Raw genomic sequence first — 24,208 nt, 5'->3', positions numbered from 1 at the left:
ACACCGAAGTGTCCTTTTTCTTACGCTATCGCTAGCGCACAGGTGTTACTAACGTATCAGCAATTAAGCGATAACTTTAGCAACAACGCCCGCACCAACAGTACGGCCGCCTTCACGGATTGCGAAACGCAAACCGTCGTCCATCGCGATCGGGTGGATCAGGGTAACAACCATTTTGATGTTGTCGCCCGGCATTACCATTTCCACGCCTTCCGGCAGTTCGATGGTGCCCGTTACGTCAGTAGTACGGAAGTAGAACTGAGGACGGTAGCCTTTGAAGAACGGCGTATGACGGCCACCTTCATCTTTGCTCAGGATATACACTTCAGATTCGAACTGGGTGTGCGGCTTGATGGAACCCGGCTTAGCCAGTACCTGACCACGTTCGATTTCTTCACGTTTGATACCACGCAGCAGAACACCAACGTTCTCACCCGCACGGCCTTCGTCCAGCAGTTTGCGGAACATTTCAACGCCAGTACAAGTAGATTTCGCAGTATCTTTGATACCAACGATTTCAACTTCTTCACCGACTTTAACGATACCGCGCTCTACACGACCAGTTACTACAGTACCACGGCCGGAGATGGAGAATACGTCTTCGATAGGCAGCAGGAACGGACGGTCAATCGCACGCTCTGGTTCTGGGATGTAGGAATCCAGGTAGCCAGCCAGTTCGATGATTTTTGCTTCCCACTCTGCTTCGCCTTCCAGTGCTTTCAGCGCTGAACCACGAACGATAGGCGTATCATCACCCGGGAAGTCGTACTGAGACAGCAGCTCACGCACTTCCATCTCAACCAGTTCCAGCAGCTCTTCGTCATCAACCATGTCACATTTGTTCAGGAACACGATGATGTACGGAACGCCTACCTGGCGACCCAGCAGGATGTGCTCACGGGTCTGCGGCATCGGGCCGTCAGTCGCAGCAACTACCAGGATCGCGCCGTCCATCTGGGCAGCACCGGTGATCATGTTTTTCACGTAGTCGGCGTGTCCCGGGCAGTCAACGTGTGCGTAGTGACGGGTCGGGGTGTCGTATTCAACGTGAGAAGTGTTGATGGTGATACCACGTGCTTTTTCTTCCGGTGCGTTATCGATCTGATCGAATGCACGCGCGCTACCGCCGTAGGTTTTAGCCAGTACGGTGGTGATTGCTGCGGTCAGCGTGGTTTTACCATGGTCAACGTGGCCGATAGTACCGACGTTGACGTGGGGTTTGGTACGTTCAAATTTTTCTTTAGACACGGCTATATTCCTTACTCAAATATCCTCCCCCGTGGAGAGGACATGGGATCAATGTGTTAAACCCGAGTATTACTTACTACGGGCTTCAATAACGGCCTGAGCAACGTTGTTCGGCGCATCATCGTACTTCAGGAACTCCATGGAGTAAGAAGCACGGCCTTTAGTCAGAGAACGCAGTTGAGTTGCGTATCCGAACATTTCAGACAGCGGAACTTCAGCATGAATCACAACGCCAGTTACGTTGGATTCCTGACCACGCAGCATACCACGACGACGGCTAAGGTCACCGATTACGTCACCGGTGTTCTCTTCCGGCGTTTCTACTTCAACCTTCATGATCGGCTCAAGCAGAACAGGTTTTGCTTTTTTGAAGCCATCTTTAAAGGCGATAGACGCAGCCAGTTTAAACGCCAGCTCAGAGGAGTCAACGTCATGGTAAGAACCGAAGTGCAGACGCACGCCGAGATCGACCACTGGGTAACCGGCCAGCGGGCCCGCTTTCAGCTGTTCCTGGATGCCTTTATCAACGGCAGGGATGTATTCGCCAGGAATTACACCACCCTTGATGTCGTTGACAAACTCGTAGCCTTTCGGATTCGTGCCCGGCTCCAGAGGATACATGTCGATAATCACGTGGCCATACTGACCGCGACCACCAGACTGCTTGGCGTGTTTACCTTCGATATCGGTAACTTTCGCGCGAATCGCTTCACGGTAAGCAACCTGTGGTTTACCCACGTTAGCTTCAACGTTGAACTCACGTTTCATACGGTCAACGATGATGTCGAGGTGCAACTCACCCATACCAGCGATGATGGTCTGGTTAGTTTCTTCGTCAGTCCATACGCGGAACGACGGGTCTTCTTTCGCCAGACGGCCCAGAGCCAGACCCATTTTTTCCTGGTCAGCTTTGGTTTTCGGTTCAACGGCGATAGAGATAACCGGCTCAGGGAATTCCATACGCTCCAGAATGATCGGAGAATCCGGATTACACAGGGTATCCCCGGTGGTCACGTCTTTCAGACCGATAGCTGCCGCGATGTCGCCTGCGCGAACTTCTTTAATCTCTTCACGTTTGTTGGCGTGCATCTGAACGATACGGCCAAAACGCTCACGAGCCGCTTTCACGGAGTTCAGTACGGTATCACCGGAGTTAACCACGCCTGAATAGACACGGAAGAACGTCAGGTTACCCACGAACGGGTCGGTAGCAATTTTGAATGCCAGCGCAGCAAACGGCTCGTCATCACTTGCGTGACGTTCAGCCGGTGTGTCTTTACCGTCATCCAGCATACCGTTGATCGCCGGTACATCAACCGGAGATGGCAGGTAATCAATGACCGCATCCAGCATTGCCTGTACGCCTTTGTTCTTAAAGGCAGAACCACAGGTAACCAGAATGATTTCGTTGTTCAGAACGCGCTGACGCAGAGCTTTTTTGATCTCTTCTTCAGTCAGTTCTTCACCGCCGAGGTATTTCTCCATCAGCTCTTCGGACGCTTCCGCAGCGGATTCGATCAGGTTCTGGTGCCATTCGTCAGCCAGTTCCTGCATATCAGCCGGGATATCTTCGTATTCGAAGGTGACGCCTTGGTCGGCTTCGTTCCAGTTGATCGCTTTCATTTTCACCAGGTCAACAACACCGGTGAAACCTTCTTCAGCACCAATCGCCAATTGCAGCGGAACCGGGTTCGCGCCCAAACGGGATTTGATCTGACCAACGACCTTCAGGAAGTTCGCGCCCATACGGTCCATTTTGTTAACGAACGCGATGCGCGGAACTTTGTATTTGTTAGCCTGACGCCATACGGTTTCAGACTGCGGCTGAACACCACCAACAGCACAGTAAACCATGACTGCACCATCAAGAACACGCATGGAACGTTCTACTTCGATAGTGAAGTCAACGTGTCCCGGGGTGTCGATGATGTTTACGCGGTGCGGCTCAAACTGCTTCGCCATACCAGACCAGAACGCAGTAGTCGCAGCGGAGGTAATGGTAATCCCACGCTCTTGCTCCTGCTCCATCCAGTCCATCGTGGCGGCGCCGTCGTGAACTTCACCGATTTTGTGGTTTACACCTGTGTAGAACAGAATACGTTCAGTCGTGGTGGTTTTACCGGCGTCGATGTGTGCACTGATACCGATATTACGGTAGCGTGCAATGGGTGTTGTACGAGCCATTTGTTTCCTCTATATCTTCGGACGTTCAATTCATCAGTTAACGCAAACGGGCGGGCCGCAAAGCACGCCCGCCTGGTTAGCCCGCGGGAATTACCAGCGGTAGTGAGCGAACGCCTTGTTGGCTTCGGCCATGCGGTGAACGTCTTCACGTTTCTTAACAGCAGTACCTTTGTTGTCTGCTGCATCAGAAAGTTCGTTCGCCAGGCGCAAAGCCATCGATTTATCACCGCGTTTACGAGCAGCTTCAACGATCCAACGCATTGCCAAGGCATTACGACGGACCGGACGGACTTCAACCGGAACCTGGTAAGTTGAACCACCTACACGGCGGGACTTAACTTCGACAGTCGGACGAACGTTGTCCAGAGCGACTTCGAATGCTTCCAGTTCGTTTTTACCAGAACGCTGAGCCAGGGTTTCCAGCGCGGTATAGACGATTGCTTCTGCGGTAGATTTTTTACCGTCTACCATCAGAATGTTTACAAATTTGGCCAGTAATTCAGATCCGAACTTAGGATCCGGCAGAATTTTACGTTGACCAATGACGCGACGACGTGGCATGGAAATACTCCGTTGTTAATTCAGGATTGTCCAAAACTCTACGAGTTTAGTTTGACATTTAAGTTAAAACGTTTGGCCTTACTTAACGGAGAACCATTAAGCCTTGGGACGCTTAACGCCGTACTTGGAACGGCTCTGCTTACGATCTTTAACACCAGAGCAGTCCAGTGCACCACGTACGGTGTGGTAACGCACACCCGGGAGGTCTTTAACACGACCGCCACGGATCAGGATCACGGAGTGTTCCTGCAAGTTGTGACCTTCACCACCGATGTAGGAAGTCACTTCAAAACCGTTAGTCAAACGCACACGGCATACTTTACGCAGTGCGGAGTTTGGTTTTTTCGGAGTGGTGGTATATACGCGAGTACATACACCACGTTTTTGCGGGCACGCTTCCAGCGCAGGAACGTTGCTTTTTGCAACCTTCAGAGAGCGCGGCTTGCGGACCAGCTGGTTAATTGTTGCCATTAAAAACTCCTGGTTTTTTTTGCTTCGTAAACACGTGATAAATCGCCCCATATACTACAGAGTAAAATATGGGGACGCAGAATTTTAGGGCTGACGGTGAAAGGAGTCAAGAAATAGTCAAAATTTCAGCATCACCACGCCAGTTGCACAGCGTGTTGGGCGGTCAGCCGGACAAATTCAGTATAGTCGACCAGCAGAATACCGGTTGATATTTGTTCTGCCAAGCCACGGGCGTTCACGTCTTCCTGCAACGCGTAGACAGGAATGCCCAACGCCAGCAGGCGCGCCACCACACTCCCCTGCCTCAACGCGGCAATGACACCGTCTTGCAGCAGCAGCAGCGCATCCTGTGGTAGTACGCAGCGCAACATGGCGTCGATATCAGTGTGATAGGGCGAACGGGAAAGCGTGTGCAAGCGCGTTTTCGTAGGTTGAGTCACAGGCTGCATATGCGTAACGCTCTCAAAGTAAACACTCTCAAATTAAAACGTAAGGACAGTGTCATAGTCGGCAAGCGTTGCACGCAGCGCATCCGGCGCGAGACGTTCAACGTCAATCACCCATGCCGTATCCGCGGTCAGGCCGCGCTGCTCGGCAGACGCCGCACACAGATAGCAGCGCTCGATATCGTACAACGGCAACACGCCAAACGTGGCAATGTAGTTACGCATCAGAATGATGTCAGGCTGCTGACCGGGCAACAGTTGCAGCACACCGTCACCGATAAAAAATACGCCAATGTCATCGGTCAGCGCGGAGGTTGCCAATAAGGCATCCAGTCCTTCTCGCCCTGACGCGTCGCCGTGCGGAGCATGGGTAAACAAGAAAGCGATGCGTTTCATTATCGCGCCTTAAAATTGTACGACGCGATCGCACGTCAACACGGACTGGGCCAATTCACCTAAACCGCTCAGTGAAAATCCCGGTTGCAGATTGGAGGCCGGCAGGTTGAGCAGCGTCGCCTGTTCGCTGTCCGTGATGCCGCGACGCAGTGCAGCGGCCACGCAGACATTCAGCGCCACCTGATGCGTTGCCGCCAACTGCTGCCACGCACTCGTCACATCGAACTCGTCATTAGCGGGGGACGTCAGTTGACTGGCGTTCAGCACCCCTTCCCGATAAAAAAACACGCTTTCCAGACTGTGCCCCTGCGCAATCAATGCCCGGGCAAACAGCAGCGCGCTACTCGCCTGCTGCGTACCGTATGCCGGACCCGTTACCAAGAGGCAATAGCGCAACATCAGCGATCGTGCCCGCTGAAATCACCGTTTTTAAACTGGCGGATATAGAGGTAAACGGTGTGCTTGGAAATGTTCAGGCGATCCGCCACCTGATTGATCGCATCCTTGATATCGAAAATACCCTTTTCATAGAGGTTCAGCACAATTTGCCGGTTCTTGGCATTGTTAGAAACGTTGCGATCCGCGTTCACTTCTTCAATAGAGAACTCGAGCGTCTGGGCAACGAGGTCGTCCACGGAGGAAGCAAAGTTAACCGAGGAGGCCACTTCATGGGTCTCCGGCGGAATAAATGTCTGCACAATCTGGGAAAAAGGCACATCAAGGTTCATGTTGATGCACAGCAGGCCAATCACACGTTGTTCGCGGTTACGAATGGCGATGGTCACTGATTTCATCAGTACGCCGCTCTTGGCGCGGGTGAAGTACGCTTTGGATACGCTACTGTCTTCTCCCGCCATATCATGCAGCATGCGCAGCGCCAGATCGGTTATCGGCGAACCGATTTTACGCCCGGTGTGTTCGCCGTTAGCAATGCGCACCGCCGAAGATTTGAGATCCTCTAACGCATGCAAAACGATTTCACAGTGTTCACCGATCAGCATCGCCAGACCGTCTACCACCGCCTCGTAAGATTTCAGGATCTCATGGTCCGTCGGGTTAAACGGCCGTTCCTCCAGCAAATCAAGTTCATTTGATTCGCCAGACACAAGCGAATTTGACATGGCTGACACCATCCTCGACATCATCTATTTAATGGCCTTAAACGTTTAGGCACTCACCATCGACAGGACATTACCCGTCATACTTCAAGTCGCAGACGCGTTGGCTACGCTCGCTCACCCGAATCACTTACCTGAGTAAGCTCATCGGGATTCACTCCCTTGCCGCCTTCCTGCAACGTGAATTATTTAGGGTGCAGTTTACCAAATGTCCCTTCTCCCGTCCCCGCATTTCACGGTGTTGCCCCCTTTTACACGACATATGAACGCCGTCTTAAGGTTGGCTTAATTTTAATATCTTACCGTCACGCGCTATCACTCATTTTGTCTTTATTCATTGAGATAGCCATGAAAATTCGTTTTACCCTTTCCCGCCCCCAGTGGACAAGCATCGGCTACGTGCTGTTTTTCTCTGCCTTTGTCACGCTGGTGCAAAACGTTGCCTACTATCGTCAAACGCTGCACCTGCTGGATTTCAGCCAGCACACAACGCTGCCTTTTTTCCTGAGCATGCCGTTGGTGATTTTCGCCGTACTGAATATCGTCTTTACCCTGTTCGCGATTCCCTACCTGCGCCAGTGGGCCATTGCGGCGCTGCTGATCGCAGGCGCTTCAGTGCAATATTTCATGCTGAACTACAGCATTATTATCGATCGCACCATGATACAGAACGTGATGGAAACCAACGTGTCGGAATCTGTCGATCTGTTAACGCCACAACTGGCGCTCTGGGTATTCCTGTTCGGGATCGTGCCTGCCGGATTCGCATTGTGGGTAAAAATAAAACCGACGGCATTTACCGTGATAAATATTGGTCAGCGCTTTTTAATTATCGCACTGTCACTGCTGACAATATTGCTCGTCGCCGCGCTATTTTACAAAGATTACGCATCATTAATGCGAAATAACAAGGAGTTGGTGAAATCTATTACTCCCAGCAATGTGATAGCCGCCAATCTTTCCTACTTTAAGCATCGGGCGCTGGCTAACCAGCCGTTGGTGCAAATCGGCCTGGATGCACACCAAGGGCCGCGTCCTGCTAATGCTAATGGCAAGAAAAACCTGATCATTTTAGTGGTAGGAGAAACCGCCCGCGCGGAAAACTTCTCTCTGGGAGGATACCGTAAGGAGACCAACCCGCAGTTGAAAAAGGCCAACGCGATCTATTTTCCCAATACTCAGTCGTGTGGCACCTCAACCGGCGTTTCGGTTCCCTGCATGTTCTCTAACATGCCACGCACGCAATACGATGCCGCACTGGCCAGTCATCAGGAAGGGCTGTTGGATATTGTTCAACGCGCGGGCATCAATGTACTGTGGCAGGAAAATGACGGCGGATGCAAGGGCGTCTGCGATCGGGTTCCCAATAAAGACATTCCCAGCATCGCGGCCCCGGGCTTATGCAGTGGCGGAGAATGCTACGATGAGGCGCTGTTTACCGGCGTGGAAGATCATATCAATCAACTGAATAGCGATGCCATTATTGTGCTGCACACCATTGGCAGCCACGGGCCGGCCTATTACAAACGTTATCCGGATGCGTTCAAACACTTTACACCGACCTGCGACACCAACCAGATTCAGAACTGTTCCCGAGAAGCGTTAACCAACACCTATGACAACACGCTACTTTACCTGGATAACACGTTAAACCACGCTATCGATCTGCTGAAAAACCATCAGGATAAGTTCAACACCGCATTGGTTTATCTCTCCGATCATGGAGAATCATTAGGGGAAGACGGTGTTTACTTACACAGCATGCCCTATGCCGTCGCCCCTTCACAACAAACGCATATTCCGATGTTGATGTGGCTGTCGCATGACTACCAGCAGCAATTTGCCGTAAAAGAAACATGTTTGCGAGAACGCGCGCAAACGCAAAGTTATTCGCAAGACAATCTGTTTCACACCATACTGGGAATGCTTAATGTGACTACCAACGAATATCAGCCTGAATGGGATATCCTCAAGGGATGTCAGGGTAAAACTGCGTGAGATTGTTGATTGTAGAAGATGATGCCTTACTGCAAGAGGGACTGTTACTGGCGCTCAGTCAGGAAGGGTACGCCTGCGACTGCGCAGGCGGAGCCAAACAGGCGGATGCGTTATTAAACAGCGCGCCATACAGTCTGGTGGTTCTGGATCTCGGGCTACCGGATGGTGATGGCTTGCAACTGCTGGCACGCTGGCGCAAACAGCACCAGCATCTGCCCGTATTGATCCTGACCGCCCGCGATACCATCGACGATCGCGTCAGCGGGCTGGATTCCGGTGCCGATGACTATCTGGTCAAGCCGTTTGCACTGACGGAGCTGTTGGCACGGGTCAGAGCCCTGATCCGCCGCCACCAAGGCGCAAGCGACAACCAGGTTGTGGTGGGCGATCTCTGTCTGGATCTCACCACTCAGCAGGTGAGCCTGAAGCAGGAATCGGTTATTCTGACGCCCAAAGAGTTTGCGATTCTCGCGAGGCTGGTATTAAAAGCCGGGCAGCCCGTTCACCGCGAGCTGCTGCATCAGGATATTTACAGTTGGAATGACGACCCCGCCTCAAACTCACTCGAAGTCCACGTCCACCATTTACGACAGAAAATCGGCAAAGCACGCATCCGTACCTTGCGTGGCTTCGGCTACCTGTTCACCACCGAGGATGACGCATGAAACGCATTTTCAGCTCGATGTCTCCCCCTGCGGCCAGCATGCGCTGGCGGCTTATCATCGCGCTGGGATGTATTTTGCTGACATGTCAGCTCATCAGTGTCGCCTGGCTATGGCATGAAAGTAAGGAACAGATCGAGTTTCTGGTGGATAAAACGCTGAGTGAACACGCGCGCAACGAGCATATCACCAAGGAAATACGCGAATCCATCGCCTCACTCAGCATACCCAGCCTGGTGATGGTGCTGGCTTCCCTGTTTCTTTCTATTCAGGCGGTGAACTGGATTACGCGGCCACTGTCACGCCTCGCTGAGGAACTGGGCAACCGCAGCGCGGAAAATCTGGAACCGATCGCCGATAATCAGCAGGTGGAAGAGATTGCCGCCGTGACACACTCCATGAACCAGCTCTTCGTGCGCCTGAATGAAACGCTGGAACGCGAGCGCCAGTTTACCGCTGACGTCGCGCACGAATTACGTACCCCGCTGGCGGGAATACGGCTGCACCTGGAGCTCCAGCAGCAGCGTCACGGGATCGATTGCCAACCGCTGATTGCACGCATCGATACCATGACACGCACCGTTGAACAGCTGCTTCAGTTGGCGCGCGCCGCCGTGGCGTTCTCCTCCGGCCACTACCAACAGGTTTCGCTGGCTCAAGATGTGATTATCCCCATACAGGATGCGCTGGAAGAGATGGTCTGTCAGCGCAACCAGCGTATTGACTGGCAGATCGGCGAGGGGGATGTGGCGATACAGGGCGATGCCACCTTACTGCAACTGCTGCTGCGTAATTTGATCGAAAACGCCCACCGTTACAGTCCACCTGAGAGCACCATTACCGTGCGGCTTACCGCCGATCCGGAAATCACCTTGCAAGTGCGTGACCAAGGACCTGGCATTGATGAGAGCAAAGTCGGTGAATTGAGCAAGGCGTTTGTCCGCATGGACACCCGCTACGGCGGCATCGGTCTGGGATTGAGCATTGTCACCCGCGTGGCGCAACTGCATCATGGCGCATTGACGCTCAGCAACCTGCGTGAGGGCAACGGCACGATGGCGGAGGTCACCTTCCCGCCGCTACTTTCATAAAAAAGCCGCGGGTTACCCCACGGCTCAATCTGCAACAACGCTAGCGCGAGTTATTTAGCGCTTTTCTCGGCAGCGGGTTTTTCTGCTTTGGCGGCCGGTTTGGCATCAGCGTCTGCCTTGATATCCAGCAGTTCCACTTCAAACACCAGCGTAGAGTTCGCCGGAATGCCCGGAACACCATTTTCGCCGTAGGCTAACTCTGGCGGAATAACCAGTTTGATTTTGCCGCCTTTTTTAACCTGCTTCAGCCCTTCAGTCCAGCCAGGGATAACACCGTCAAGACGGAAGGAGAGCGGTTCGCCACGTTTGTAAGAGTTATCAAACTCGCTACCGTCAACCAGCGTACCTTTGTAGTTAACCACAACGGTATCGCTCTCTTTCGGCGCTGCGCCCGTACCCTCTTTTTCTACCTGATACAGCAGGCCAGATTCCGTTTTCTTCACGCCTTTTTCTTTGGCAAATGCATCACGGAATTTGGTGCCTTTGTCAGCGCTTTCTTTGGCATCCTGCTTCATTTTCGCTTCTGCGGCGGTTTTCACGCGCGTTTCGAAACCTTGCAGCGTCTTCTCAATCTCTTCGTCGCTCAGTTTGCTCTTGTCAGCAAACGCGTCCTGAACCCCGGCAATCAGCTGGTCTTTATTCAGCGTAATGCCCAGTTTTTCCTGTTCTTTCAGGGAATTATCCATGTAACGGCCTAAGGAAGCACCCAGCGCATAAGCGGCGGCATCCTCATCGCTCTTGAATTTTGCCGCTGGGGCCGCATCGGACGCTTTGGCCGCGTCTGCTGCCATTACCAGGTTAGCATTCAGCGTCAGTGCCATCGTCGTCGCTAACAGCGTTACTTTAAATAGTGATCTCATCTATCATCTCCCGGTCTGGAACGACAGGCTCCAGAAACATTAATCGTAAATGCGCGACTACTATAACTGTGGGTATCGAGACAACACAACGACACACACAACAATCCTTTGATAAAATTCCCTGAATTATTCATAGGCCCATTTTCCGACCTCGTCGATGTCCGGAGGTTCCGAATATTCGGCTAGATACGACAAAATACAGAGGAATCGCAATGCCCCATACGCAACTCGAGCAACGTATTGAAATGCTTGAAAGCAAGCTGGCTTTTCAGGAACTCACCATTGATGAGTTAAATCAGACAGTCGTCCAGCATGAATTGGAAATGGCGAAGATCCGTGAACACCTGCGCCTGCTGGTAGAAAAATTGAAAGCGACGTCCCCTTCTCTTCTCGCCTCACAGTCCGAAGAGACACCTCCGCCACACTATTAACCGATAACGCTGGCGCAGCCGTGGCTCCACGGTTGCGCCAGATCACATTTATCGCATCATCCCAGGCCATGCGCACGGTTTCCCTCACACCAGAAATACAATCAACCGACTGATTTAAATCATATAAACCGCCAACACTCAGCCATTAGCCCAAAATCCTTATAGCAAATCTCTCTTGACAGTGCCTTCAGAAAAACCAAAAATGCAAACGTTCCCGAGAACGTTATTAGTCGTTCTTTCATTCTTTCCGATGACACTAAAAAGAGAACATCATGACCAAAATTAATATCGATTTACGTGGCCTGAACCCTGCCCCTGTCACCCCTTTCAACCGCGATGGCTCCGTGGATTACGCCGCGTGTAAAAAACTGGGTGCCTGGCTTGCCAGCATCGATGGCGTAAAAAGCCTGACCGTATTGGGCCACGCCGGGGAAGGCACCTTTATGTCTCAGAGCGAGCAGATGAAAGTGATTGAAGCTTTTGCGGAATCGGTGAACGGTGCCATTCCTATTATCGCGGGTATCACGCTCGAAGGCACCGAAGTGGCTGCCGAAGAAGCCAAGCGCGCCATCAGCGCGGGGGCCTCTGCGGGCCTGCTGTATCCTTCTCACGGCTGGCTGCGTTTTGGCTATCAGAAAGGGGCACCGCAGGATAAATACCGTCAGGTGTATGAAGAAAGTGGCCTGCCGCTGATCCTGTTCCAGTATCCCGATGCCACCAAGTGCACCTATAACCTGGAAACGTTGCTGGAAATTTCTGCTCAACCCGGCGTGTTTGCCATGAAGAATGGCGTGCGCAATATGCGTCGCTGGGACACGGAGATCCCGGTAATCCGTCGTGAACGCCCGGACCTGCAAATCCTGAGCTGCCATGACGAATATTTGCTCTCAACCACCTTTGATGTAGACGGTTTCCTGGTAGGTTATGGCAACATCGCCCCGGAACTGCTGGTAGAAATGATCAAAGCGGGTAAAGCGAAGGATTACAAAAAGGCCCGTGAGATCCATGACCGTCTGCTGCCCGTGACCAAGAGCGTGTATCACCGTGGCTCGCACATGGAAGGTACCGTGGCACTGAAACATGCGCTGGTGGCGCGCGGCATTCTGGATCACGCCACAGTGCGTTCTCCGCTGCTGCCGCTGGAACCCGGTGCGGAAGAGGAAATCAAAGCCGCTATTCGCGCTGCTGAACTGTCATTCGTTGGCTAATGCCAGCACATCGACGCTGACATAACCGATACGCCCGCCTTGATATCATGAAAGGCGGGCGTATTTGCGATCAAAACGGCATCCACCTTTCCACGCTTGTTAGCGCAATCAAACGTAGATGTTGCGCATTATTGTATGCTTTTGCATAGTAATCCCTGATTGTCCTGCCGCAGTACAGATTTAAAATTCCGAGGTGTAGCCAAAGCCCTGGAACCATTACATAATAAATTCGTAAACGCCGCGCGGATGTCATTAGCAACACACTGTGCCTTTTTTTAAAAATAAAAATCAAGGGATTACATGGACCCTAATACCTTTCCGCCCAACGGTCCAAGCCGTAAGTTGGGAAGCAAACCCGTCACCTTGCAGGATGTCGCCACGGCAGCCGGGGTGAGCGTTTCTACCGTCTCTCGCGTTCTGGATGAACGGTTACCGCCTTCGCGCAGTAAAGCCGCCGAACGTGTACGTCAGGTTGCACAGGAGTTGGGGTACCGGCGCGACATCATGGCCTCCAGCCTGCGCCGTGGCGGCACGGGCACCATCGGGGTGTTAGTGCCGCGTCTGAGCGATATGGTAATGGCGTTGTTGTATGAGGCCATCTGCCGTGCGGCTGAGCGCTACGGTTATTTTGCGATTGTTGCCACCTGCGGTGACGATCCGGTGCAAGAAAAACAGGCGGCGGCGTCCCTGCTCGATCGGCGCGTTGACGGGCTGATTCTGGCCACCAGCCGACTGGATGACCATTTACCGGCGGAACTGCGCCAGCAAAATGTTGCCCACGTTCTGGCACTGCGTACCGACGGTGTCAGCCGCTCTGCCATTGGTGACGATGAGCAGGGGGGCTATCTGGCAACCCGGCACCTGATTGACCTCGGCCACCGCGATATCGGTATGGTCGCGGGCCCCAGCTTTTCTTCCGGCGCGACCTATCGTCGGGAAGGGTTTCATCGTGCAATGCGCGAAGCCGGGCTCACCCCTAATCCCGCCTGGATTCGGGAATCCGGTTTTAGCATCGAATCCGGGGAAAGCGAAGGAATGGCACTGCTCAGCGAAGCACGCAGGCCCACGGCCATTTTCGCCATCAATGACGATTTGGCCTTCGGCGTTATGGCGGCGGCCCATCGGTTGGGGCTGGCAATAGGTCAGGATTTATCACTGGTCGGCTATAACGATATTCCACTGTCCGCCCGTTTGCCGGTGCCGCTCTCCTCGGTACATATTCCGTTCGACCACGTCGCCTCTATTGCTGTTGAATTGCTGCTGGCCGGCACCGAGCCCGTCGATACCATTCGGCGCGTTATGCCAAGCCTTATTCCACGCAGCTCCAGCGCACCGCTCAGGTAATCGCTGATGCATTAGCGGGCCGACGCAGCCCGCTAATGTGTGTGCTACACCCAATCGCCTTGCGCCACCTTAACGGGTAAAGCAGCAAAACCGGTTGGCCGTTGTGCAGCCTCTGGCTCGCAAACCGCGTTTCCTGGCAAACGGAATACCGCAATCAGTGAGGCAAGCCGCGCGACCTGCGCTTCCAATGCTAATGCCGCCGAGGTGGAATCACTGACCATCGTTGCATTCTCCTGAATGGTACGATCCATATCCGTAACCGCATCACCAATTTGCGCAATGCCGCGACTCTGCTCGTCCGATGCCACTGAAATATCGTTCATGATGTTATCAACAGCGCCAATTGACATCACTATGTCATGCATAGCGGTACCCGCTTTTTCAACCAACACAGAACCTTCATCCACCCGCGTGACGGATTCTGCGATCAAGGCTTCAATCTCTCTGGCCGCTTGTGAACTGCGCTGTGCCAAATTACGCACTTCGCTGGCGACCACGGCAAACCCGCGCCCCTGTTCTCCGGCCCGCGCCGCTTCCACCGCCGCATTCAGCGCCAGTATGTTGGTTTGAAAAGCAATGCTGTTGATGACCGACGTGATATCCGCGATTTTCCGCGAACTGCCGGTAATCTCCGACATGGTTGTCACCACCTGCTTAATGATCTCACCGCCGCGATTGGCGTTGCTTGATGCCTGACGCGCGAGTTGTCCGGCGTGCCGCGCGTTATCCGCATTGTTGGTCACGGTAGCGGTCAACTCCTCCATGCTGGCCGCCGTTTCCACCATCGCAGCCGCCTGTTGATCGGTACGTGAGGACAAATTACGGTTACCGTCGGCGATGGCGGAAGAGGCCGTAGCCACCTGATACGCACTGTCCCGAATATCCACCATCAGCCCGCACAGTTTTTGTGTCATCTCCATCATGGCGTGTGTCAACATACCCAGTTCGTCACGGCGCACTTGCCCTACCACCACGGACAGATCGCCCTGTGCAATGCGTTGCGCCAGTTCCAGGTTGGCGCGTATCGACCTCGCTATCAGACGAGTTACCGATACGGCGATCAACACGCCCAGTAAAACGGCGCAAATCCCGATAACCACGATTTCCACAACTGAACGATTAATAACGTGCTGGTTTCTCTCATCAAGCTGGCTCGCGATACGGCTAAGGGTGTCGGTCACGGCAAACCCCGTTTTAATGGACTGCGCATCGGCCACCTTGAGGCGCTGCCACTGTGCGGTATTCTGCATGCTCTCCCCGGCGGGAACGACCTGCTTCTGCCCACGCAACGCAGACACGGCGAGCGCGATCTCCTCCAGTTCATTTTGATATTGCGTCAGTTGTTCATTCAGGCGTTGGAAATGCTGCACATCACTCTCTTGCCAACGCAATTGGCGCGCTTTTTCCTGCTGCGCCATTATCTGAGAAACGTACTTCATCATATTGCTGGCGTTCTCTTCATCCAATGTATAAAAGAGTTTCACTCGGGCAATTTTTGACTGATCGAGATAATGGTTTATCTCAGACACCAGCGCTGTCTTGGTATATAAATCACGAATTTCAGAAAAACGTAATGCACTGAAGAACACGGCAACAATAATTAATGATAATACTATAAAGAAACCACCGTAGAGTTTCTTTGCGATACTGGCTTGAAGCATTTTTTCCCATAGCGCACGCATTCTTTCCTCCTAATTATAATTTTCCGTCACCGATTAAAAAATCTGAATACGAGCTAAAATAGACAAACCGGATAACCGGCACATCACCGCATTTATCCGGCTAAGAATCATAGTGTTATTATTTTTTAATGAGCGCGGTTATGCTGCACTGCAAACCACTTTTCGAGTGGTAACACAGTTGTGCAAACAGCCAATGCGTTCAATTTCAACTTCCACGATATCGCCTTCATGCAAAAACAGCGGCGGTGTGCGTTTTTTCCCGACGCCGCCGGGAGAACCGGTGATGATGACATCACCAGGTGATAACTCACTGAAGGTGCTGATATACTCGATCAGTTCTTCGATGGGGTGAATCATGCTGGCGGTCGTGTCATTCTGCACAGTATTGCCATTAAGTCGGGTCTCAATATGCAAATTTTGCGGTTCTGGCACGTCATCACACGTCACCAACCACGGACCAAAAGCGCCGGTGTTTTGCCAGTTTTTGCCTGCCGTGAACCAGGAGTGCTGCCAGTCGCGCACGGAGCCATCCATATAACAGCTGTACCCGGCAATATAAGAGAAGGCGTTTGATGCTGAAATCTCCTTGCCTCGTTTACCAATAATGACGGCCAATTCTCCTTCATAGTCAAATTCGTTCGACTGGGCCGGTTTTTCCACACCGCAATTATGCCCAACCTGAGAATCAGCAAAGCGAATAAATAAGGTAGGCGCCGAATTTACTTCACCAAACTCGGCACGCTTCTCCGCATAGTTCATTCCGACACAGAAAATTTTCCTGGGATTATTAATCACCGGAAGAAATTCCACCTCATCTTCTTGATAATCAGGCTTGGCCTGCAAGAAACGTTTGGCATCTGCAATACCCTCGCCTTCAATCAATGCCCGAAGATCGGCATAGCGCGCGCCTAGTCTTTTGCCTAAATCGACAATCCCGTTTTCTACCTTTAAACCATAGGTCTCTTTCTGACCGACTCTAAAGCTTGCTAATTTCATTTTGTACCTCAACGGTGAAACACAGTGCGCATTGCCTGCCAGCAGAATAGGCGCAGCGTTGGCTACGCCTATGCCGAGCGGCAATTCAAGATTTGCCCGTCCTCATTCGGCTACGGTGACAACTCCTCCAACACTTGACCTTTGGTTTCAATGGCATAACGCATTGTTACTACCGCCCCTATCAGGGCAATCAGCGCGAAAGCGATAAATACATAGCGAATACCAAAGTTACCGACAATAAACCCAACCAGGATCGGCCCCACGGCAGAACCCGCTCGCAGCCAGGCGCTGCCCAAACCGGTGCCAATGGCACGCAACCGAGTTGGGTAAAGCTCTGAAGAATAGAGGTAAAGTGAGAAGGTAATGGTTTGCAATATGGCGTAAGCCGCAGTGGCACATACCACAATTTGCAACGGATTGGTTGCGCCCAGTACCGTCAAGGTAACCAGCGGCACAATCGCCAGCAGGAAGGCGGTGGCATACCATGCTTTACGCCCAACCTTATCAATTGACAACGCACAAACGATCGAGGCTAACACCCCAAACGCCGATGTCGTCCAACCGTAGGCCAGTGCCGTTTGAATCGGTAATCCGAATACATTTTTGTAGAGCGTAGGTAGCCAGGTCACCAGACCGTTGTTGATCATATAGCCACATACCCACAGCGCCCAAATGGTGAAGGTTCGCTTACGGTAGATGCCCGTAAACAGCTCACGCCACCCTTCACTGGCGACCGGTTTTTTCTCTATGGTGCGAATCACGGGTTCAGGTAACGTTCCCCCGCGGCGTAGCACCTCATTTTCCAGCTTACTCACTATCTTATCCGCCTCGGCCAAACGCCCTTTTGAGGCTAGCCAACGCGGCGATTCAGGCATTAACCAACGCAGAGGGACGGTGATGATCGAAGGAATAAGACCAACAATGAACATGGCTTTCCAGCCATAGACAGGGACCAGAAAATAACCCGCAATGCCGGCAAACATCATACCGATAGGGAATATGACCTCATACAGCAGGAAGAAGCGCCCGCGCTTCTTTGCACCAACAAATTCATTGATATAGGAGCTCGCCACCGGCACTTCCGCGCCAATCCCTACCCCTTGCAGAAAGCGGAAGACCATCATCGACAGCCCACTCCAGGCAAACAGACACGCCGCATCCATGATCACAAACAGGATGATGGTGATCTTCAATACACCCAAACGCCCAATTTTCTCAGCCAGAGAACCGAAGAAAACGGCACCAAACAGTTGTCCAACATAGCTGGCAGCAATAATCAGACCGATATCCGCGGCGCTCAATCCCCACTCTGCGGCAAGCTGTGGCATGGCAAAGGCGATAGCCAGTACGGTGTAAGCATCAAAAAAGGTAGAAAGACCGACCACCACGCGAATGGTCAGCAGTTGACGTGTGATCGGCATCCGTTCAAGACGGGCAACCAACTCGGCATTGGATGTCCCGCTTGCGGCGGCTGTACTGGCGTTTGCATTAACCACACCGGCACTCATGTCATGCGTTGACATAGTTTGTTCTCCAAAAAGGATAGTGTGTGAGCCGCGATACGCGTGCGCAGCGGCTCTGCATGCCATTAGCCGACGCGCGGCAGTTCAGCATTACGATGAAAGGGCGTGAAGGGTGTAGGGTTCAGGCCACGTAACTCGATATTCATGTTGGTCATGGTAAAGGTTCTCTTTCCTGGATGTTCTATGATGTATTTTATTAATATAACGTTCTCGGGAACGTTTGCAGATTGTTCGCTAAAGCACCGATAAGTGTCAATAACACCCCTGGCGCTTTTAATCTGTTATGTGATGAACATCCCTAGTTGGGCAGAAAAGCAGGAATGCGTGATAAGAAAATCGCACGATGAAAAACAGGAAAATCAATGCGATCAGTGCTAGTGGCACCGATTGTGAAACGAAAAAAAACCCGGCAGCGCCTGGCGCTCCGGGTTTTTAACGGTGAGGATACGCCTCACGGGCATAAGCCGAAAATCAATGGCAACCGCAGCCGCCGTGACCGCCGCAGCCGCCCTTACCGTGTTCATGATCGTGGTCGTGGTCGTGGTCGTGACCATGACCGCCACAGCAACCTTCACCGTGCTCGTGGTGGTGATCGTGCTCGCCGTGTACATGACCGTGCGCGATCTCTTCTTCCGTAGCTTCACGGATAGCAACCACTTCCACGTTGAACTTCAGGTTTTGGCCTGCCAGCATGTGGTTACCGTCAACCACCACGTGGTCATCTTCCACTTCGGTGATTTCAACCGGTACCTGACCCTGATCGGTGTCAGCCAGGAAACGCATGCCCACTTGCAGCTCGTCAACGCCCATGAAGACGTCTTTCGGCACGCGTTGCACCAGGTTTTCGTCGTATTCGCCGTAGGCGTCGTTAGAGCCGACAGCAACGTCAAACTTCTCACCCACTTCGCGGCCTTCAAGCGCTTTTTCCAGACCAGAAATCAGGGAACCTTGACCGTGCAGGTAGTCCAACGGCGCGCTCACCGGAGACTCATCAACCAATACACCATCTTCTGTACGTACCTGGTAGGCCAGGCTGACCACCAGATCTTTTGCAACTTTCATGACATCTCCTACCGTTGGAAATCAAAACTGGCGCAAATTGTAGCTGAAAAAAATCCCCATGTACCGTCTGGGATAAAAAAATGACCCAACGATCAATCAGGATGGAAGATGCCGATGATGCCCTCACCCTGCCGCTCTGACGCAGCAGGCGGTGGATCGGACTGGCGCTGACGATAGCCGCACTTGACGCAGGTGACCACCTCCACCTGCTCTTCCTGCCCTACGGCCAGCGTATCCTGCGTCTGGCATTGAGGACACACAGCACCCGCGATAAACCGTTTACGTTGCATCTTGCCTTCCTCGCTGCACGCGATGCGTGCTATTCGTACTCATCCCAGTCATCCAGACGACGGCGCTCGTGCTGCATTTCACGTTGGAAAATGTCTTCCAGTTCACGTCGTGCCTCCTTGACGCGCGAAACCTGCGCCACGTCGCCATCCCCCTGACGTATCGGCATCAGTTCGCGCAGCATGCGCATATCCAGACGCCGAAAATGCTGCTGGGCACGATACGCCTGGTGAGGATGCATCCCCACCGACATCAACGTCTTGCGCCCCAGATCCAGCGCACTCGAGAAGGTTTCACGCGAGAAATGCTTCACGCCAGACTGCAATAATTCATGGGCTTCAACACGTCCGCGCGCCCGCGCCAGAATTTCCAGATTGGGAAAATGCTTTTGGCACAGGTGCACGATGGCCATGGTGTCTTCCGGCTCATTGCAGGTAACCACAATTGCACTCGCCTGTTCCGCCCCGGCGGCCCGCAGCAGTTCCAGTTCGGTGGCATCACCGTAGTATACTTTGTAACCATAGCTGCGCATCAGGCTGACGGCACTGATATCACGCTCCAGTACCGTGATGCGCATTTTATTCGCCATCAACAAACGCCCAATCACCTGTCCAAAGCGACCAAACCCGACAATAATGACCTGCGGTTCGTCATCTTGCACATAGGGCTTTTCGTCATGCTCCTCCGTGGCGTTATATCGATGCGCCAGAATGCGGTCGATCCCCTGCATCAGCAGCGGTGTGGTCATCATGGAGAGGGTTACCGTGACCAGCAGCAACGGAAGTTGCTCGCCCTGTAACACCTTGTGCGCCGCCGCCGCAGAAAACAGCACAAACGCAAACTCCCCGCCCTGACTGAGCACCCCGGCAAACTGAAGCCGTTCAGAGCGCCGCATCCGGTTCACGCGCGCCAGTACGTACAGCACAACGCCCTTGACCATAACCAGGAGGAAGACCCCCAGCAACACTTCGTCGATATGGGTAAACAATACGCCCAGATCGAGCGCCATGCCGACGGAGATAAAAAACAGCCCGAGCAGCAATCCTTTAAAAGGCTCGATGGAAATTTCCAGTTCGTGGCGGTACTCACTCTCCGCCAGCAACACACCTGCGATAAAGGTGCCCAGCGCCATGGAGAAGCCCAGCGCATCCATAAAGACCGCGGAGCCAAGCACCAGCAGCAGCGCCGCAGCGGTAAACACCTCACGCACGCCGGAAGCAGCGATAAAGCGGAACAGCGGGCGTACCAGATAGCGTCCGCCGATCAACATACCGATAAAGGCCGCGACCTTGATGGCAACGTCTTTCCAGTCGGTCACTTCGCCCTGCACACCGGCCAGCACCGGCACCAGCGCCAAAGCGGGGATAACCGCCAAGTCCTGAAACAGCAGCACCGCGAAACCCAACTGACCGGATTCGCTGCGATTCATCCCCTTCTCGCGCATCAGTTGCAGCGCCATCGCGGTGGAAGACATCGCCAAACCAACGCCACCAATCAGCGCCGATTGCCAGGAAAAGCCGGTCAGATAGAGCAAGCCGCCAAGCACCGCCGCACTAAGCCCAACCTGCGCGGCACCGATACCGAAGATGGAGCGCCGTAATGTCCATAACTTTTGCGGATTCAGCTCCAACCCGATGATAAACATCAGGAAAACCACGCCAAGCTCAGAGAAATGCAGGATAGCGTCAACATCGCGGATAAAGCCCAGCCCCCAAGGACCAATGGCGATACCCGCAATCAAATACCCCAACACCGCACCGATACCCAACCGGCTGGCGATGGGCACCATCAGTACGGCGACAAACAAAAACAGAATGCCGGCACTCAACAGGGGGGAACTCTCCATCACTCACCCTCCGTTTTGGGTAACGGGGAAGCCAGCCATTCACCGTACGCGTCGGCATAGCTTGCCAGCACATCAGCAGGCAGTCGGCGCGCCCAATAGACCATCAGCGGCGCTAACCAGTGCATACGACACATGGCCGCCGTCATTTCGAACGGGCGCAGCACCTCTGCCATACTGAAGTGGTTATTGCCCTCCAGGTGATAGCTCTCTTCCGGCTCACCCGTGGTGATTACCGAACGCCAATATTTGCCCGCCAGCGCATTACCGCCAATACCGTTGGCAAATCCGCGCGACAGCACGCGGTCAAACCACTCCTTTAGCAGCGCCGGGCAGCTGTAGGTATAGAGTGGATGCTGAAACACAATCACCTGATGTTCGCGCAGCAGCTGTTGCTCGTAGTGAATATCAAGAAAAAAGTCCGGATAGTGAGCGTACAGATCGTGTACGGTAACATGGGCTAACTGGTGCGCCGGTTGCAGCAAAACCCGGTTCGCGACCGAGTCTTGCGATTCCGGATGGGCATACAGCAGCAAAATCTTCGGTGGCTGCGACATCATTCCCCTCCAAAGCGTCGTCATGAGCGCGGTTTTCCGCTACCATGCTGCGCGATAACGATACGACAAACAGGACGTTCACGGTCCCGAGATAACCGTGATAATTTAACATACTCTGAACATGTGACGCTTTATGATTGTTTTCTCCGCTTTGCAAATTCGGCGCGGCGTGCGTGTCTTGCTTGATAACGCCACTGCCACCATCAATCCAGGCCAGAAGGTCGGGTTAGTCGGTAAAAACGGCTGCGGCAAGTCCACGCTACTCTCGTTGCTAAAAGGCGAGATCGGTGCCGATGGCGGCAGCGCCACGTTTCCGAGTAACTGGGCGTTGGCCTGGGTCAATCAGGAAACACCCGCGCTGGATGTGCCTGCCATTGACTATGTTATTGACGGCGATCGTGAATTTCGCCAGTTAGAAGCTGAACTTCAGCACGCCAACGACATTAACGATGGTAATGCCATCGCCCGCGCGCACGGCAAGCTGGATGCGATTCAAGCCTGGAGCATTCCTGCGCGCGCCGCCAGCCTGCTCGATGGCCTTGGCTTTACCCAGACCCAATTGCAGCAGCCGGTACGTGATTTTTCCGGCGGATGGCGCATGCGCCTTAATCTGGCCCAGGCGCTGATTTGCCGCTCCGATCTGCTGCTGCTCGACGAACCAACCAACCACCTCGATCTGGACGCAGTGATCTGGCTGGAAAAATGGCTGAAAAGCTATCCGGGGACGCTGGTGCTGATCTCTCACGATCGCGACTTCCTCGATCCTATCGTCAACAAGATCCTGCACATCGAGCAAGAGACGCTGTTCGAATACACCGGCAACTACTCCTCGTTCGAACGTCAGCGCGCGACGCGTTTGGCACAGCAGCAGGCGTTGTATGAACACCAGCAAGAGCGCGTGGCGCACTTGCAGCACTATATCGATCGCTTCCGCGCACAGGCTACCAAAGCCAAGCAGGCGCAAAGCCGGATTAAAATGCTGGAGCGCATGGAGCTTATTGCCCCAGCGCACGTCGATAACCCGTTCCGCTTCAGTTTCCGCGCGCCAGAATCTTTGCCGAACCCGTTGCTGCGCATGGAGAAGGTGAGCGCAGGCTACGGTGACAAACTGATTCTGGAATCCATCAAGCTCAATCTGGTGCCGGGTTCGCGCATTGGCCTGCTGGGGCACAACGGTGCCGGTAAATCGACGCTGATTAAGCTGTTAGCAGGTGAACTGGCCCCGCTGCACGGCGAAATCGGGCTGGCGAAGGGCGTTAAGCTCGGCTATTTCGCCCAGCATCAGCTTGAGTTTCTGCGCGCGGATGAATCCCCGCTGCAACACCTGGTCCGTCTGGCAGAGCGGGAAACCGAGCAACAGCTGCGCGATTATCTCGGTGGCTTCGGTTTTCAGGGCGACAAAGTGACAGAAGTAACCGAGCGTTTCTCGGGCGGCGAAAAGGCCCGTTTGGTGCTGGCACTGGTCGTGTGGCAGCGCCCTAACCTGCTGCTGCTCGATGAACCGACCAACCATCTCGATCTGGATATGCGCCAGGCATTGACAGAAGCGTTGATCGATTTCGAAGGGGCGCTGGTGGTGGTCTCCCACGATCGACACCTGATCCGATCCACCACGGACGATCTCTATCTGGTGCACGATCGCAAAGTGGAACCGTTTGATGGCGATCTGGAGGATTACCAGCAATGGCTGACGGACGTGCAGCGCCAAAACAGCGCCGCTGAATCCGTCGATAAGCCTGCATCCACCAACAACGCACAGGCACGCAAAGATCAAAAACGGCGCGAAGCGGAGCTGCGCACCCAAACCCAACCGTTGCGTAAAAAGATTGCTCAGTATGAGCAGCAGATGGAGAAACTCTCCGAGGCGTTGGCAAACGTCGAAGCGCGTTTATCGGACAGCGAACTGTACGACCAAAGCCGCAAAGCCGAACTGACGGACTGTCTGCAACAGCAGGCCAAACTCAAAGGCGAACAGGAAGAGGCAGAAATGGCCTGGCTGGACGCGCAAGAGCAGTTGGAACAGATGCTGAATGAGGGGTAGTTCAGGTTCCCTGAAAGGGGATATCTGTTAACACCGTGCATATTTCGTGCGCGTTAACAGGCTCTGATTTCTGCGCCCCTGTAGCCGCGCCCGACACGAGGCGCTCAATCGCCGCCGCCTCGTGGCTCCAGGCTTTTCGCGAGGAATCACGCCGCTACGCGGTCCCCTCGGCGTTCGTGTCCGCATCTCGGACCACCA

The 24,208-nt window shown here is 53.5% G+C and carries 23 protein-coding genes; 7 read left to right on the top strand and 16 right to left on the bottom strand.

Translation table 11 applies throughout. The annotated features are described in order from the left end of the window. Nucleotides 1-63 precede the first annotated feature (63 nt). The 8 genes from tuf to J5069_RS21095 all read right to left on the bottom strand — a co-directional run bounded on the left by tuf (nt 64) and on the right by J5069_RS21095 (nt 6,427). Nucleotides 64-1,248, bottom strand: coding sequence for an elongation factor Tu (tuf, locus tag J5069_RS21130; RefSeq protein WP_264626614.1), 1,185 nt, complete (start codon nt 1,246-1,248; stop codon nt 64-66). 69 nt (nt 1,249-1,317) lie between these two features. After that, nucleotides 1,318-3,432 carry an elongation factor G gene (gene fusA, locus J5069_RS21125; protein ID WP_264645700.1) on the bottom strand — a complete coding sequence of 705 codons (2,115 nt, stop codon included), beginning with the start codon at nt 3,430-3,432 and terminating at the stop codon, nt 1,318-1,320. 90 nt (nt 3,433-3,522) lie between these two features. Then, the gene (gene rpsG / locus J5069_RS21120; protein ID WP_195315729.1) at nt 3,523-3,993 is read right to left on the bottom strand and encodes a 30S ribosomal protein S7; all 471 of its coding nucleotides are present in this window, start codon (nt 3,991-3,993) and stop codon (nt 3,523-3,525) included. Between the two features lie 96 nt (nt 3,994-4,089). Then, nucleotides 4,090-4,464, bottom strand: coding sequence for a 30S ribosomal protein S12 (gene rpsL / locus J5069_RS21115; protein WP_195315730.1), 375 nt, complete (start codon nt 4,462-4,464; stop codon nt 4,090-4,092). Between the two features lie 131 nt (nt 4,465-4,595). After that, nucleotides 4,596-4,904 (bottom strand): sulfurtransferase complex subunit TusB, encoded by a 309-nt coding sequence (gene tusB / locus J5069_RS21110; protein ID WP_264645699.1) that lies wholly within the window; start codon nt 4,902-4,904, stop codon nt 4,596-4,598. Nucleotides 4,905-4,946: 42 nt separating this feature from the next. Further along, on the bottom strand, nt 4,947-5,306 hold the full coding sequence (gene tusC / locus J5069_RS21105) for a sulfurtransferase complex subunit TusC (RefSeq protein WP_264645698.1): 360 nt from the start codon (nt 5,304-5,306) through the stop codon (nt 4,947-4,949). A gap of 9 nt (nt 5,307-5,315) precedes the next feature. Then, the gene (gene tusD / locus J5069_RS21100; protein ID WP_264645697.1) at nt 5,316-5,705 is read right to left on the bottom strand and encodes a sulfurtransferase complex subunit TusD; all 390 of its coding nucleotides are present in this window, start codon (nt 5,703-5,705) and stop codon (nt 5,316-5,318) included. Further along, entirely contained in the window at nt 5,705-6,427 is a 723-nt protein-coding gene (locus tag J5069_RS21095; protein WP_264645696.1) for a transcriptional regulator, read from the bottom strand. Before J5069_RS21095 ends, tusD begins: the two co-directional genes overlap by 1 nt. A 345-nt stretch (nt 6,428-6,772) precedes the next feature. On the opposite strand from J5069_RS21095, the gene eptA reads away from it, so the two are divergent. Genes eptA through pmrB form a run of 3 tightly spaced genes read left to right on the top strand, consistent with a single transcriptional unit; the run spans nt 6,773 to nt 10,175 of the window. After that, nucleotides 6,773-8,422 carry a phosphoethanolamine transferase EptA gene (eptA, locus tag J5069_RS21090; RefSeq protein ID WP_264645695.1) on the top strand — a complete coding sequence of 550 codons (1,650 nt, stop codon included), beginning with the start codon at nt 6,773-6,775 and terminating at the stop codon, nt 8,420-8,422. After that, nucleotides 8,419-9,087, top strand: coding sequence for a two-component system response regulator PmrA (gene pmrA / locus J5069_RS21085; RefSeq protein WP_264645694.1), 669 nt, complete (start codon nt 8,419-8,421; stop codon nt 9,085-9,087). The genes eptA and pmrA overlap by 4 nt, the downstream gene beginning before the upstream one ends. Further along, nucleotides 9,084-10,175, top strand: a complete 1,092-nt coding sequence (gene pmrB / locus J5069_RS21080; RefSeq protein ID WP_264645693.1) for a two-component system sensor histidine kinase PmrB — start codon at nt 9,084-9,086, stop codon at nt 10,173-10,175. Before pmrA ends, pmrB begins: the two co-directional genes overlap by 4 nt. Nucleotides 10,176-10,225: 50 nt before the next feature. Here pmrB and fkpA read toward each other — a convergent pair whose 3' ends face one another. Further along, nucleotides 10,226-11,035 carry an FKBP-type peptidyl-prolyl cis-trans isomerase gene (gene fkpA, locus J5069_RS21075; RefSeq protein WP_264645692.1) on the bottom strand — a complete coding sequence of 270 codons (810 nt, stop codon included), beginning with the start codon at nt 11,033-11,035 and terminating at the stop codon, nt 10,226-10,228. 212 nt (nt 11,036-11,247) lie between these two features. Here fkpA and J5069_RS21070 point away from each other — a divergent pair, with 212 nt between their 5' ends. The 3 genes from J5069_RS21070 (at nt 11,248) to J5069_RS21060 (ending at nt 14,018) form a co-directional block, all read left to right on the top strand. Next, the gene (locus tag J5069_RS21070; protein WP_222158749.1) at nt 11,248-11,466 is read left to right on the top strand and encodes a protein SlyX; all 219 of its coding nucleotides are present in this window, start codon (nt 11,248-11,250) and stop codon (nt 11,464-11,466) included. A 272-nt stretch (nt 11,467-11,738) separates the two neighbouring features. Beyond that, nucleotides 11,739-12,674 carry a dihydrodipicolinate synthase family protein gene (locus J5069_RS21065; RefSeq protein WP_264645691.1) on the top strand — a complete coding sequence of 312 codons (936 nt, stop codon included), beginning with the start codon at nt 11,739-11,741 and terminating at the stop codon, nt 12,672-12,674. A gap of 300 nt (nt 12,675-12,974) precedes the next feature. Further along, on the top strand, nt 12,975-14,018 hold the full coding sequence (locus J5069_RS21060) for a LacI family DNA-binding transcriptional regulator (RefSeq protein ID WP_264645690.1): 1,044 nt from the start codon (nt 12,975-12,977) through the stop codon (nt 14,016-14,018). Nucleotides 14,019-14,062: 44 nt separating this feature from the next. On the opposite strand, the gene J5069_RS21055 is transcribed toward J5069_RS21060, so the two are convergent. The 7 genes from J5069_RS21055 to kefG all read right to left on the bottom strand — a co-directional run bounded on the left by J5069_RS21055 (nt 14,063) and on the right by kefG (nt 21,969). Beyond that, nucleotides 14,063-15,700, bottom strand: coding sequence for a methyl-accepting chemotaxis protein (locus J5069_RS21055; protein WP_264645689.1), 1,638 nt, complete (start codon nt 15,698-15,700; stop codon nt 14,063-14,065). 138 nt (nt 15,701-15,838) lie between these two features. After that, a complete protein-coding gene (locus tag J5069_RS21050) occupies nt 15,839-16,696 on the bottom strand; it encodes a fumarylacetoacetate hydrolase family protein (protein WP_264645688.1) in 858 nt (285 codons plus the stop codon). Nucleotides 16,697-16,806: 110 nt separating this feature from the next. Continuing rightward, a complete protein-coding gene (locus J5069_RS21045) occupies nt 16,807-18,219 on the bottom strand; it encodes an MFS transporter (RefSeq protein WP_264645687.1) in 1,413 nt (470 codons plus the stop codon). Between the two features lie 471 nt (nt 18,220-18,690). Beyond that, nucleotides 18,691-19,281: a peptidylprolyl isomerase gene (gene slyD, locus J5069_RS21040; RefSeq protein ID WP_264645686.1), complete on the bottom strand. Its 591-nt coding sequence runs from the start codon at nt 19,279-19,281 to the stop codon at nt 18,691-18,693. 92 nt (nt 19,282-19,373) lie between these two features. Beyond that, on the bottom strand, nt 19,374-19,571 hold the full coding sequence (locus J5069_RS21035; RefSeq protein ID WP_264645685.1) for a YheV family putative zinc ribbon protein: 198 nt from the start codon (nt 19,569-19,571) through the stop codon (nt 19,374-19,376). 29 nt (nt 19,572-19,600) lie between these two features. Beyond that, a complete protein-coding gene (gene kefB / locus J5069_RS21030; protein ID WP_264645684.1) occupies nt 19,601-21,415 on the bottom strand; it encodes a glutathione-regulated potassium-efflux system protein KefB in 1,815 nt (604 codons plus the stop codon). Then, nucleotides 21,415-21,969, bottom strand: coding sequence for a glutathione-regulated potassium-efflux system ancillary protein KefG (gene kefG, locus J5069_RS21025; RefSeq protein WP_264645733.1), 555 nt, complete (start codon nt 21,967-21,969; stop codon nt 21,415-21,417). The genes kefB and kefG overlap by 1 nt, the downstream gene beginning before the upstream one ends. Nucleotides 21,970-22,102: 133 nt before the next feature. Here kefG and J5069_RS21020 point away from each other — a divergent pair, with 133 nt between their 5' ends. Further along, nucleotides 22,103-24,010, top strand: a complete 1,908-nt coding sequence (locus J5069_RS21020; protein ID WP_264645683.1) for an ABC transporter ATP-binding protein — start codon at nt 22,103-22,105, stop codon at nt 24,008-24,010. Nucleotides 24,011-24,208 lie beyond the last annotated feature (198 nt).

The sequence above is a fragment of the Candidatus Symbiopectobacterium sp. NZEC127 genome (assembly GCF_025962675.1).
Lineage (GTDB): Bacteria > Pseudomonadota > Gammaproteobacteria > Enterobacterales > Enterobacteriaceae > Symbiopectobacterium.
The sequence above is the reverse complement of the archived record's forward strand: the minus strand, read 5'-3'. Positions and strand labels throughout refer to the sequence as shown.